Consider the following 12,728-nt stretch of genomic DNA (forward strand, 5'->3'; position numbering starts at 1 on the left):
CGATGAATTCAATACGTAAGTCATTTGGAAAAGTGACAGCATTAGAGGATGCAAAGTTTCACCTAGAAAAAGGGGAAGTGCATGCATTGCTAGGTGTAAACGGTGCTGGAAAAAGCACACTGATGAAAATTTTGTCGGGAGTGTATGAGCAAGATGAAGGTGAAATTTTGATAGATGGTAAGCGTGTTAATCTACGGTCACCAAAAGCGGCAAAAGAAAATGGGATTTACTGTGTTTACCAGGAAGTAGACACCGCAATTGTACCTGAATTATCTGTTGCCGAAAATATTATGCTCGATACCATTGCAACGAATAATAACTTGTTTATCTCTACATCGAAACTCTACAAAGAGGCGAGCGTTGCATTAAAGCAATTACAGGCAGAGAATATTCCAGTCCAACAGCCAGCATTTAAACTCACGTTGGCAGAAAAACAACTTGTTTTAATCGCAAGGGCACTTGTTAGTTCGGCAAAAATTATTATTTTTGATGAACCGACCGCTCCTTTATCGCTCCACGAATCCACTAAGCTATTTTCTGTTATTCATCAATTGAAAGCACAGGGAGTCGGTTGCATATTTATTTCGCATCGACTTCCAGAAGTATTTGAGATTAGTGACAGAATAACTGTTATGCGCGATGGAAAACTGGTAGACGTTTTTCAAACTGCAGATGCAACCGCAGAGAAAATTATTGAAGCAATGCTCGGTACTTCCTATCACCAAGAGCCGTATAGTAGAAATTACGCTTTAGGAGAAACGTTACTAGACGTAAAAGAATTATCAGATGGCCAAAAATTAAAGGATCTTTCCTTTACTGTCGCAGAAGGAGAGATTGTTGGTATTGTTGGTCTGGTAGGTGCAGGGAAGACCGAATTAGCAAAAGCATTATTTGGCTTAGAATCACTTCAAAGAGGAAGTGTGGAACTTTTAGGTAAGAAGTTAAAAGCAACACATCCTAGAGATGCCATTGACGCAGGGATGGCCCTTATTCCCGAAGAACGTAGAAAAGAGGGATTATTCGTCCATGAATCCTTGCAAACAAATGCTTCTTTTCCTAATTTACGAAAGTTTTCTAATCTATTATTTATGAATAATAGATTAGAAAAAAGTTTTGCAAAGGATATTATTAAACGATTACAGATTAAAACAGATGATACGGAAACGCCGCTGGTTCATTTAAGTGGAGGAAATCAGCAAAAAGTAGTAATCGGTAAGTGGACTTCGCGAGATTCCATTCTGTACTTATTTGATGAACCGACAAAAGGTGTCGATATAGGAGCAAAAACAGACATTTTTAAGCTAATTCGGGAACTAGCAGAGAGTGGAAAGGGCTGTCTTTACTTTTCTAGCGAAATTCAAGAAGCATTAGGTATTGCCGATCGTATTTTAGTCATGTATAACGGTCAAATCGTGAAGGAATTTTCACGGGGAGATGCGACCCAGGAAAGGATTTTGTTGTATGCAAGCGGTGGGAAAGAAGAATAAATTAAAAGAAAATGGAATTCAATTTTTATTCAAATATGGTGCTATTGCGTTATTAATCATTATTATTTTGTATTTTAGTTCGATTAGTGAAGCATTTTTAACTTACGCTAACTTTACGGATATATTGCGTTCAATCTCTATTGTTACGTTACTTGCATTAGGGGTCACCTTTACATTAGTAGTAGGCGGATTTGATCTGTCGGTTGGTTCCACCATGTCCTTGTCAACAGTCATAACAGCTTCTTTAATGGTATGGTATGAGATGCCGCTTTGGCTTGTTATTATTTTACCGATTTTAGTAGGAGTATTAGTAGGTGTACTTAATAGCTTTCTAATTGTAGTATTAGGGATTCCAGATTTGCTTGCGACATTAAGTATGATGTATATCGTCGCGGGTTTTCATCGTACCTATACGGAAGGTTATTCTATTTACAACAATATGCCGCTTACTGCTGGTGGTACTGCTCCGGGTCAGTTGTCGGAAGCATTTCTTTGGATTGGTCAAGGAAGAATGCTTGGTTTACCGGTTCCTGTATGGATCATGCTAGGAATGGTGTTAATCGCTTATGTAGTACTCCATCATACTCGTTGGGGACGGGTTTTATATATGACAGGGGGAAATGCAGAAGCTGCTACGTTGTCTGGAGTGAATACGCGTAAAGTGAAGTTTGCAGCATATGTGATTTCTGGTGTATTTGCTTCTATGGCAGGCATACTGTTCACTGCACGTGTTGGTTCGGGTCAAATTGATGCGGGGGCTCCGATGTTAATGGAAGCGGTGGCGGCTGTTTTTGTAGGTTACTCCGTACTTGGAGCAGGGAAGCCAAATGCTATCGGGACATTCTTTGGAGCAGCAGTGATCGGAATATTATTAAATGGCTTAACGATCATGAATTTGCCGTATTATGCATTTGATATTATCAAAGGTGCCGTGTTAGTGTCAGCACTTGCTGTGACGTATGTTTATGCGAAAAAAAGATTCAGCCAAACAGGATAAAGTGAAACTTCAATCAGTGGGGGGTTCTTCCCCCCGCAGATTGTTAGTTAAACCAATCGGGCTTTTACGGGCAGTTGATCTCCCACTTATCTTTTCGCTTTTCTTACATTTTGAAGTGGGCGTCTTACTGCCCGTTAATGCGGGATAAATTTTGTGTCTCGAAGTACTTGTTTTCTTTTCATACGAGTATATAATTCTAGCATATCCTATATTATTTTTCGGAATGGATGGAATGTATGAGAACGTATAATGAGAAGATCAGTATTTATCATGGAATGGCTTCTACTACAGCACTTAACTTTTCCAATAACTTTTTCCCAATTTTTGCGATCACGATACTGGGTGCAACTAATTATCAAGTTGGATTAATCAGTTCGTTGCCTCCATTGATCGCCTTGTTAATGACTATTCCAGCAGCAGTGTTATTAAATCGAGCCAATGCACAAAAGAAGCTAGTGGCTATGTCTGTGCTTCTCGCAAGGTTAATGTTCTTATTCATTGTATTTGTGGTATATTTACCTTCTTTTTCCCTTCAAGCATGGGCATTTTTAGCGATTATTGCTTTTATTAGTATTCCGAATACAGTCGCTAATGTTGGCTGGCAAACGCTTATTAGCGGGATGATCGAGGAAACTAGAAGAGGACAGTTTTTCAGTGATCGTAATCGTTTGTTGACGATGGTTGGACTTGTGACAACTTTACTAATTGGTATTTTAATGAGGGATGCTTCAGAGAGTATTGTTGCTTATCAGCTACTATTTGCTATTGCTTTCCTCTTTGGATTGCTAGAGGTGTTCTTCTTATTAAAGCATGAAGAAGATGTCGTGAAAGTAGATAATGATCAACCGAAAAAGAAATCGATGGATTGGAGTATATTTAAGCATACTCATTACGTTTGGTTTTTAGCAGCCGCGCTCTTTTTTAACTTTGCTTGGCAAATGGCTTGGGGACTTTTTAATATATATAATGTTCGAATAGCTGGTGCAACTATTTTTTGGATTAGCATGTTTTCTGTTGGTAGTATGCTTATGCAAATACTCACATTTCCACTTTGGAAAAAATGGGCTGATAAGTATTCCAATATGCATGTATTTATATGGGCAGCACTTGGAATGGCAACAACTCCTTTTTTAGTTACGTTATCTACAAACCTGTATTATTTAACGCTGATTCAGACGTCGTCAGGTTTCTTTCTATCAGGTACAGTATTGATTTTATTTAATTTACTATTAGAGAAATCTCCCGAGCAATCTCGTACGTATTGCATAACAACGTACAATGTCTTACTGGCGTTTGTAGCATTTGTTGCACCACAGGTTGGTATTTGGTTATTAGATCTCTTTGGTATGGACGTGGCTATGTATATCAGCTCCATACTTCGGTTTTTAAGTGCTTTTGGATTTTTATATGTGTATATTAAACAAAGAAAAAAGTAAAAAAAAGCGCAGGTTTTATGCGCTTTTTTATTTTGTATGTGAGATTGGTCAAGCGGTTCTTAGGAAAGTGTCCACCGCCATAAATCCCAAATGCAGTATCAAGGAAGAATTCTTAGTAAATAGCAAAAGGCAACCAAATAGCAGTTGAGATCGACCAGTTCTAGTCTAAGAGCAACTAAATGATCCACTAAATTACTCACGCAAATGTTTTATTACGATTGAGTTTTTAAAAATAGATTTAGTCTTTTTTTGCTAGGCCATGCATGATAAATTGAACGGTTCGCTCCGTTTCCAGTTCATCATCCCATTCGCTTTCTGGGAACAAAATATATCGAGAAATTAAAAAGCCGAATATACTCGAAATGGCAAGCCTAGCAGCACTTAATGTTGGCATTTCAATCAGTTGACCTTTATCTTGATACTCTTTAATAACTTGCAAAATACGATCAAACGTCTTTCGGGCAACTTGTTCTATAAACTGTTCCCTTAGTTCTGGTTGGAATGGTATTTCCTGTATCACTATTTTAATAACGGGAAGCATCTTTTTAATAATTTCACTTCGATTTTTAATCGCTGCTCTTAAAAAATCTTCCACGTTTTCATAGGGACGATCAAGTACTTTGTGAAAATCGTTTACTATGAATGGACCAATGAGCTTTGTCATAAGGGGAGCGACGATAGAAACAAGCAGCTCTTTTTTTGTTTTATAATGTCTAAAAATAGTTCCTTCTGCTACTCCTGCTTTTTTCGCAATCTCATTAGTAGACGTTGCCGCATATCCTTTTTCAGAAAATGATTCTATTGCAGCAATGATAATCTTTTTTTGCTTATCAGTTAATTTTTCTTCTTCAAATAGTTGTTGTAACAATACTTCATCTTCGGACATTGGTTGCTCCCTTCAAATTTTTCGGTATTTCTTTAAGGCGACTATATTTAATACAATAAATACAAGAGCGAATCCTAATAATACAAATAGCTCGTTTTTAATATCATTTAATCCAAAGCCTTTATACATCACATCTACTAACGCATTTCCACCATAGTACATAGGCATAAATTTGGCAACGATTTGCATCCACTCAGGCATTCCCTCAAACGGTAGTATTCCTGCAAAAAAGACTTGGGGAACAATTGCTATCGGTATGAACTGCATCATTTGAAATTCTGAATTTGCAAATGCAGACAATAAAATACCAAGCAATAATGCAACAAGTGCTAGTGCTAGATTAATCAGAATAACATTCCAAAGAGACCCAACAAGCATAATATCTAAAACCTTAGTAGCGTAAAAAACAACGATTATTGTTTGAATGATAGCAAATAAACCATACCCGATTAAATACCCAAACACAATATCTTTTCTTTGAATAGGTGTTGCCATCAAACGGTCCAGAGTACCAGTCGTACGTTCTCGTAATAATCCAATTCCGGAAATGAGGAAGACAAAAAAGAATACAAAGAAGCCTACTAAAATGGGACTTAACTGATCAAAAAAAGTTGTTTCACTGTTTCCGTAAACATAAGATGTGCTGGTTTCTGGCATTGTTAACTGAATTAAATTTATTGGTGTATTTGGGAGTTGCTGTCCGATATCCTCTGCGAATTGTGCTAAATTAGTTGCTTGTTCTTTTGCGATTATAGTAGAAATTGCTTGCATTACTTTAGTTTGTAATAGTTTTGCTTTTGAGGGATCGTCATTTGTAAGGGTAAGATTTAATTGATCTCCCTCCATTTGTAGCACACCATCTAAATCTTTCTCTTTAATAAGTTGATTTGGATTTTTTAGTTGATCGAATGGAATGACCTTTAATTCTTTTTCTTTTAGCTCATCTATTAAGCTTTCTTCCACTCCATTTACCCCTAATCTTGGAGTATTTGGATCAGAGGATATTAAAAAATGCAGTAAAGTTAAAATGACTAATGGTGCGACCATCATTAAAGCAAGTGTTCGTTTGTCACGTACCATTTGGATGCAAACACGTTTAACTAATGCGATTGTTCTCATCCTTTTCACCTCCTGCTTTTAAAAATACTTCTTCTAGACTGTTAATGTTGTAATGGCTTTTTAAAGCAGCAGGAGAACCATTCGATATTATTTCTCCATCTCTTACCATCGCAAGCTGATCACATTTTTCCGCTTCGTCCATCACATGTGTTGTGATTAATATTGTTTTTCCTTCACTTTTCAAACGAACAATCTCCGCCCAAATAGACTTTCTAAGTTCTGGATCAATACCGACTGTCGGCTCATCAAGTATTAAAATTTGAGGATCGTGTATTAATGCAATAGCTAGCGATAATCTTCGCTTCATACCACCTGAATAATTTTGTACCTTTTTTGATAGATGCGAAGTTAATGCTACTAAATTTGCTGCGTAGGCAATTCGTTCTTGTTGTACATCTTTTCTTAATTTATAAAGAGAAGCGAAAAATGCAAGGTTTTCTTGACCGGTCAAATCATTGTATAAAGCATCTGCTTGTGCCATATATCCAATGCTTTGTAATAGTTTCAAATTAGGAATCTGTGTATTTAGTACTTGAACTTGGCCAGTGGAAGGTTGGTCCATCCCTACAATAAGTTTTACTAATGTTGTTTTACCCGAGCCAGAAGGACCGATTAAACCAAAAATTTGTCCGGCATCTACTTTAATATTAATGTTGTTTAAAACGTTCTTTTTGCCGAAGCTTTTACTTACTTGTATTAACTCAATGGTTGAAGTCATTTATAATACCTCCTTTTAATAAAATGAGTGATTACTCACTTATATAATATACTTATGAAAATACTAGTCAATACTTTTCTTGAAAGAAATTAGTAAATTTAAAATATTTTATTGACAATGAGAATCATTCTCTATAGAATTCAATTTGTGAGAATGATTCTCATTATTAATTAGGAGGTAAGGAAATGAAGAATTTGTCTTTAATAATTATCGCAGTATTACTGCTCATTTTAGCTGGATGTGGAGCAGTGGAGGAGAAAGCGGTTGGGAAAGAAAGTGCGGCCACGGTAGAAAGTGACACGAAGAAATCAAGTGAAGAAAAAGTCGAAAATGCAGAAGATAATAAGTCATTTGAGGTAGTAGATGCAACAGGTCAAAGTATCGCGTTTGATAAAACTCCAGAATCGTTTGCAGCGTTAAGTTCTGGGGATCTAGATATATTAATGGCCTTAGGAGCACCTGTGACTGGTCGCCCGTCAGCCAGTGGGGAAGTAGACGATAGTATAAAAGATATTGTTGAAATAGGTAACCCGCATCAACCAAACTTTGAAAAAATTGCTGAAGTGCATCCTACTGTTTTAGTAGCAGCACCAAGTTTTCAGCAACATGCTGCAAATATAGAAAAACAAGGAACAAAAGTTGTATATACAAAAGCAAATTCAATAGAAGATATTCAAACTACGATTACGTTATTTGGAACCTTGTTGGGCAAGGAAGAAGAGGCAAAAAAATTAAATGCAACGATTACTGAAAAAGCAGAAAGTATTGCAAAGATGGAAGGCAACGCAGTTAAAACACTCTTAGTTTACAGTGCTCCTGGTACATATTTAGCTGCACTTCCTAACTCACTTACTGGTGATTTACTTGAGAAAGCAGGCGGAGAAAATATTGCATCTGATTTTCCTGCAGAAGAAAGCTATCCTCAATATGCAAGTTTGAGTGTCGAAAAGATTATCGAACGAAATCCGCAAGTCGTCATGCTCATCACTCATGGTGATCCAGAAGCAGTTAAGGCAGCATTTGAAGAAGAAATGACTAAAAATGCTGCTTGGAAAAATCTTGACGCTGTGAAAAATGGAAATGTCATTGTACTGCCTTCCCATTTGTTTGGCACAAACCCCGGTACAAGAATAATAGATGCGCTTAAAGTGATGCAAGAAAGTTTAGCTTCGGTTAAGTAAATGACAACTTTAAAAGTAGAGGCGTTGAAAAAGAGTCATCCGTTCGCAAAGAAACGAACCATTATCATCGTTTCAAGTAGTGTAATGCTTATGGTTGCTTGTATTGCGAGCCTAATGATCGGACAAGTTTCTTTTTCTTTAAGTGATTTGTGGAACGGAATTTTTCATACAGAAGAATCACTGGCGAGGAGAATTGTATGGGACTTACGTTTCCCAAGAGTATTGATTGGAATGATTGTAGGTATGTGTCTTGCAACATCAGGTGCCATTTTACAAGGTGTTATGAGGAATCCTTTAGCTGATCCGGGAATTATTGGAGTGTCCTCCGGGGCGGGGCTCACTGCAACAACTATTATGATTGTATATCCTGCTTATATTTTATTGTTGCCTCTTGCAGCATTTCTTGGGGCGTTTATCACGGCGCTGATTATTTATGTTTTATCTTGGAAGGGTGGAACATCACCGATTCGTATTATTTTAGTTGGTGTTGCGATTAATGCAGTTATTGGTGCGATGATGAGTGGTCTTATGCTCATTTATAGCGATCGTGTACAGTCCGTGCTTCCTTGGCTTGCTGGAGGGATTATGGGCGTTGGTTGGGTTCAATTTGAAATGATTGTCTACTATGCCATAGGTGCTCTTGTGCTTGCTGTATTTGCTATTAAGCATATTCGCATTTTACGACTTGGCGATGAAGTGGCGAAATTACTTGGTCATAATGTAGAAAGAAGTAGATTTTTTCTAATCATTCTAAGTACATTGCTGGCAGGAATTGCAGTAAGTGTTTCTGGTTTAATTGGTTTTGTTGGTCTTGTAGTTCCTCATATATTTAGAATCATGCTTGGTGGTGATTATCGTTATTTATTGCCAACATCGGCGTTGGGCGGAGGTTTACTAGTTGTAGTAGCAGATACTATCGCTCGTAGTGCTTTTAATCCGATAGAATTGCCCGTTGGAATATTATTATCATTTTTAGGAGGACCATTCTTCCTATACTTGATACAGAGACGGAGGGAGTCTTTTGCTTCAAACTAAAGAGATGTCATTTGAACATTCACCTTCTTTTCAGCTAGATACGATTGATATTCATATTAAAGAAGGAGAAATCGTAAGCTTAATCGGTCCGAATGGGTCTGGAAAGTCTACTTTACTGCGTCTCATAACACATCTAATTCAACCAAAGAGTGGTGAAGTTATATTAGACGGCACACAAATGGAAAGGATGAAAAGGCAGGAAATCGCAAAAAAACTTGCGATGTTACCACAGATGCAAGATCATCAACTAGATTTAACTGTAAGAGAGCTTGTTGAATTTGGAAGATATCCCCACAGAAAAGCATATAGTTCGCTTACGAAGGAAGACGAAGAGATTATCGAGTGGGCTATTACTGTGACGAGATTAAATAGCTATGAGTATCGAATGCTTCAATCTCTTTCTGGTGGAGAAAGGCAGAGAGCTTGGATTGCAATGGCTATTGCTCAGCGACCGAAAATTTTATTGTTAGATGAACCGACAACATACTTGGATATATCTCATCAATTAGAAGTGATGGAACTTGTAAAAGAGTTGAACGAACGGTTTAATGTGACAGTTGTGATGGTCTTGCATGATATCAACCAAGCCGCTCGTTATAGCGATCGGTTAGTAGTATTAAAGAATGGAAAAATTCAATATGATGGGATTCCCCAATGCGTATTATGCAGAGAGATGTTCCATACGATTTTTGAAATTGATGCAAATATTTATAAAGAAAATGGGAAGACATTTTTTACTCCTATCAAATTACGAAAGGAAGAGTATGTATGAAACGAGCACCTTTAAATATTGAATTAGTAAGAATGTTCATCGTGGCGGCCCATGGAAACTTGGAGGAAGTGAAAAGGCTAGTAATAGAGGAACCTGCTCTTGTAAATTCGACAATAAACTGGAGTGCAGATGATTGGGAAAGCGGGTTAGGTGCAGCTGCACATACAGGGAGCCGTGACATTGCCGAATTACTTCTTGAAAAGGGAGCAAGGATGGATATATTTACAGCGGCTATGTTAGGGGAGTTAAATATTGTACAAGCAATGTTGGAGCGATATCCGTCAATGATCCATGCACAAGGAGCACATGGAATCCCCCTTATTCGATATGCCGAAAAGGGAGGAGAATTAGCTTTACCAGTATATGAGTATTTAAAGTCTTTAACATCTGAGGAGGCAGTATTATGAAAATGATGACAGCAGTAAATACGATTCAAATTAAAAAAGGAAAAGTAGATGATATAATCGCACGTTTTGCAGTTCCAAAATCAGTCCATACATTTGAAGGCTTTGTTTTGATGGAAGTGTTAAAAAAAGAAAACAGTCCAGAATATGATGAAATAAAGGTTTGTACAACGTGGGAAGATAGAAGTTATTTCGATAAGTGGCTAGAAAGTAGAGCAGCACAAAAAGCACATGGACAAAAGAATGAACAAAAGCCTGAAGAAAGTCCAATTCTTGGTTCAGAATTGACTACATTTGAAGTGACCATTCAACACAAACCAGCGAAATAAATTTTTACATAGAAAGATCTTTAAGTCGATGTATAATGTCTTAAAGGTCTTTTTTATATACTCTTTATTAAACAAGTAAGTGATTATAAGGAAGTGTTCTATATAAAAATATTATTTTCTCTATTAGTTTTACTAGTTTCTGTATTGCTTTATTTTAACTTGCAAATAACAAAACCTACTAGCGAAGTGTTCCACGGGAAACAATTTTCGACATTTCATATCGATTATCGGGAAGATACGATAACGATCGGGATGATTGGCGATATTTTGCTGCATCGTCCATTATACAATTATGAAAGTTTTTTATCCTCTTTAGAGCCGGTCAGAGAAGAGCTAGAATCATTAGATATTTTAATAGCTAATCAAGAGTCTATCCCAGCCGGTAGCGAATTTGGTTTGTCGGGATATCCGAATTTTTCTAGTCCTTCGCATATAATTAGAGATCTAAAAGAAGTTGGAGTAGATCTAATATCGATGGCAAATAATCATACACTTGACCAAGAAGAGGCAGGTGTACGAGCTGCGATCAAATATATGAAAACAGTTGAGATGCCTTACATTGGTGCGTATGAGTCTTTTGAAGATTTACAAACGGATCGTATCATACAAGCAGATAATATTGACTTTGGATTTCTCAGTTATACTTACGGGACGAATGGTCATGAAACACCTAGTGGAAAGGATTATTTAGTTAACCGTATCGATGAAGAGCGAATCAAAGAGGATATACTCGCTTTAAAGCGAAAAGTAGATTTTGTTGTAGTCAGCATACATTGGGGGACAGAGTATGAATTGGAACCTAATGGGGAACAAAAAAGACTTGCAAATATGATTGCAGATGCAGGAGCAGATATTATTTTCGGACATCATCCACATGTGATTCAGCCATATGAATTGATCACAACAAGTAGTGGCCACAGAGCGCATGTGTTTTATTCACTTGGAAACTTCTTTTCTGCACAAAAAACAAAGAACACAAATGTCGGTGGAATTGCCAAATTAGAAATATTAAAGAAGACTATTAATGGTAAACAAGTGTTAAGTATAGAGACTCCTTCTTTTGTATCAACAGCTGTATTAAGAGGGGAGCCGTTTACAGTGCAACCGCTTGTTCAAGTGGAAAACCAGAGTGGCCATACCGATAAGTGGGTGCAACAACATATATTTAGAGAATGATCTAGGGGTAATGAGATTGAGAGAGTGGAGGGATTAACTTTGAAAGAACAAGATCATGATCGTTTATTGCGGATAAAAACAGAAGGAGTACGCGAGTGGCAACACCAATCCGCACATTACAATCGCTACGAAGCAACTCCTTATATGGCACTTGAGGCGTTGTTTGATGAGTATGTATGTACTACTTCCGATAAATTTGTAGATTTTGGTTGTGGGAAAGGACGTTTCCCATTTTACATTCATCATCACCTGCATGTGTCTGTGACAGGAGTGGAGATGAATGGACAGCTTTATCAAGAGGCTTTAGAAAACTTAACTAAATACATGGAACGAGCAAAGCCTTCCAGGGCATCTATTCGGTTTGAGCATATTTTTGCAGAAGGGTATGATATCGAACCAAATGATAATCGATTTTATTTCTTTAACCCATTTTCCATTCAAATACTTCAAAAAGTCATTAGTAATATCTTATTGTCGGTAGAACAACATCCTCGTTCGATAGATGTTATTTTATACTATCCTACTTCAGAATATATACAATTTCTCGAGGAGCAGACTGCTTTTGTGTTGTTGAAAGAAGTGAGAGTACCAGAGTTGTATGAACAAAATAACAATGAACGATTTGTGATATTTAGATATGAATAGATGAAAGCACCCTACAATAACTACTGCTTGTAGAGTGCTTGTATATATTATTTCATTTCATTACTTTTTGAACGAGTTCCTCGTATTTCACATACCAAGCTTGCCACTCATCTTTTCTATCTATTGTTCGATCATCTAGAATTGCTTCAATTACATCAAGGCATACATGCCATCCTGCAAGGTCTTTTATTGTTTGCTCTGTAAAGGACGTGATAGTTTCGATAAAGGTTAATTGGCAACCATCCGAACTAGAAGATAATTCAAATCTAGCGATGTCTTTATCCCATTCAAAAGCTAGTACTTTGAAAGGCTCATAATCTACAATTTGCATATCTATGAAAGTGCCATCCTGCATATCAAACTTGATAAGTCCATCTTTGCGTAAATCAACAACTTGAAGTTCTGTAAACCATTGTTGCAGTTTGTCATTCTCTGTCAACATCGACCAAACTTCTTCTACAGAATGTTGGAGATGTCGTTCGAAATATGCCGTATAGATATCCTTTTCTTTTTGAATCGTTGCAATCATTTAAATCCTCCTTA

Annotated in this window: 14 protein-coding genes; 10 read left to right on the top strand and 4 right to left on the bottom strand. The window is 37.0% G+C overall.

Annotated elements, in window-relative coordinates:
- Positions 1–2: 2 nt before the first annotated feature.
- From ACIP9W_RS19295 to ACIP9W_RS19305, 3 genes are all read left to right on the top strand, one after another.
- Positions 3–1,487, top strand: a complete 1,485-nt coding sequence (locus tag ACIP9W_RS19295; RefSeq protein WP_400792769.1) for a sugar ABC transporter ATP-binding protein — start codon at positions 3–5, stop codon at positions 1,485–1,487.
- Positions 1,462–2,484 (top strand): ABC transporter permease, encoded by a 1,023-nt coding sequence (locus ACIP9W_RS19300; protein WP_400792728.1) that lies wholly within the window; start codon positions 1,462–1,464, stop codon positions 2,482–2,484. Before ACIP9W_RS19295 ends, ACIP9W_RS19300 begins: the two co-directional genes overlap by 26 nt.
- 236 nt (positions 2,485–2,720) lie before the next feature.
- Complete coding sequence (locus tag ACIP9W_RS19305) at positions 2,721–3,920, top strand: MFS transporter (RefSeq protein ID WP_400792730.1); 1,200 nt, start codon at positions 2,721–2,723, stop codon at positions 3,918–3,920.
- A 238-nt stretch (positions 3,921–4,158) separates the two neighbouring features.
- Here the strand turns inward: ACIP9W_RS19305 and ACIP9W_RS19310 are convergent, their stop codons facing one another.
- From ACIP9W_RS19310 to ACIP9W_RS19320, 3 genes are read right to left on the bottom strand one after another with little or no spacing between them, the layout of a single operon-like run.
- The gene (locus ACIP9W_RS19310) at positions 4,159–4,806 is read right to left on the bottom strand and encodes a TetR/AcrR family transcriptional regulator (protein WP_400792732.1); all 648 of its coding nucleotides are present in this window, start codon (positions 4,804–4,806) and stop codon (positions 4,159–4,161) included.
- A gap of 12 nt (positions 4,807–4,818) precedes the next feature.
- Complete coding sequence (locus ACIP9W_RS19315) at positions 4,819–5,925, bottom strand: ABC transporter permease (protein ID WP_400792734.1); 1,107 nt, start codon at positions 5,923–5,925, stop codon at positions 4,819–4,821.
- A complete protein-coding gene (locus tag ACIP9W_RS19320; protein WP_400792736.1) occupies positions 5,903–6,643 on the bottom strand; it encodes an ABC transporter ATP-binding protein in 741 nt (246 codons plus the stop codon). The genes ACIP9W_RS19315 and ACIP9W_RS19320 overlap by 23 nt, the downstream gene beginning before the upstream one ends.
- A 185-nt stretch (positions 6,644–6,828) precedes the next feature.
- Between ACIP9W_RS19320 and ACIP9W_RS19325 the strand changes: the two genes are divergently transcribed.
- The 7 genes from ACIP9W_RS19325 (at position 6,829) to ACIP9W_RS19355 (ending at position 12,185) form a co-directional block, all read left to right on the top strand.
- Positions 6,829–7,824, top strand: a complete 996-nt coding sequence (locus ACIP9W_RS19325; protein WP_400792738.1) for an ABC transporter substrate-binding protein — start codon at positions 6,829–6,831, stop codon at positions 7,822–7,824.
- Positions 7,825–8,859 (top strand): FecCD family ABC transporter permease, encoded by a 1,035-nt coding sequence (locus tag ACIP9W_RS19330; protein ID WP_400792740.1) that lies wholly within the window; start codon positions 7,825–7,827, stop codon positions 8,857–8,859.
- On the top strand, positions 8,846–9,631 hold the full coding sequence (locus tag ACIP9W_RS19335; RefSeq protein ID WP_400792742.1) for an ABC transporter ATP-binding protein: 786 nt from the start codon (positions 8,846–8,848) through the stop codon (positions 9,629–9,631). The genes ACIP9W_RS19330 and ACIP9W_RS19335 overlap by 14 nt, the downstream gene beginning before the upstream one ends.
- On the top strand, positions 9,628–10,038 hold the full coding sequence (locus tag ACIP9W_RS19340) for an ankyrin repeat domain-containing protein (protein ID WP_400792743.1): 411 nt from the start codon (positions 9,628–9,630) through the stop codon (positions 10,036–10,038). The genes ACIP9W_RS19335 and ACIP9W_RS19340 overlap by 4 nt, the downstream gene beginning before the upstream one ends.
- On the top strand, positions 10,035–10,364 hold the full coding sequence (locus ACIP9W_RS19345; RefSeq protein WP_400792744.1) for an antibiotic biosynthesis monooxygenase: 330 nt from the start codon (positions 10,035–10,037) through the stop codon (positions 10,362–10,364). Before ACIP9W_RS19340 ends, ACIP9W_RS19345 begins: the two co-directional genes overlap by 4 nt.
- A gap of 93 nt (positions 10,365–10,457) precedes the next feature.
- Positions 10,458–11,540, top strand: coding sequence for a CapA family protein (locus ACIP9W_RS19350; RefSeq protein ID WP_400792745.1), 1,083 nt, complete (start codon positions 10,458–10,460; stop codon positions 11,538–11,540).
- Positions 11,541–11,579: 39 nt separating this feature from the next.
- Positions 11,580–12,185: a class I SAM-dependent methyltransferase gene (locus ACIP9W_RS19355; RefSeq protein ID WP_400792746.1), complete on the top strand. Its 606-nt coding sequence runs from the start codon at positions 11,580–11,582 to the stop codon at positions 12,183–12,185.
- A gap of 52 nt (positions 12,186–12,237) precedes the next feature.
- On the opposite strand, the gene ACIP9W_RS19360 is transcribed toward ACIP9W_RS19355, so the two are convergent.
- On the bottom strand, positions 12,238–12,714 hold the full coding sequence (locus ACIP9W_RS19360; RefSeq protein WP_400792747.1) for an SRPBCC family protein: 477 nt from the start codon (positions 12,712–12,714) through the stop codon (positions 12,238–12,240).
- Positions 12,715–12,728: the final 14 nt, after the last annotated feature.

Origin of the sequence: Psychrobacillus sp. NPDC093180 (assembly GCF_044754065.1) — a bacterium.
In the GTDB taxonomy this organism is placed as follows: Bacteria; Bacillota; Bacilli; order Bacillales_A; family Planococcaceae; genus Psychrobacillus.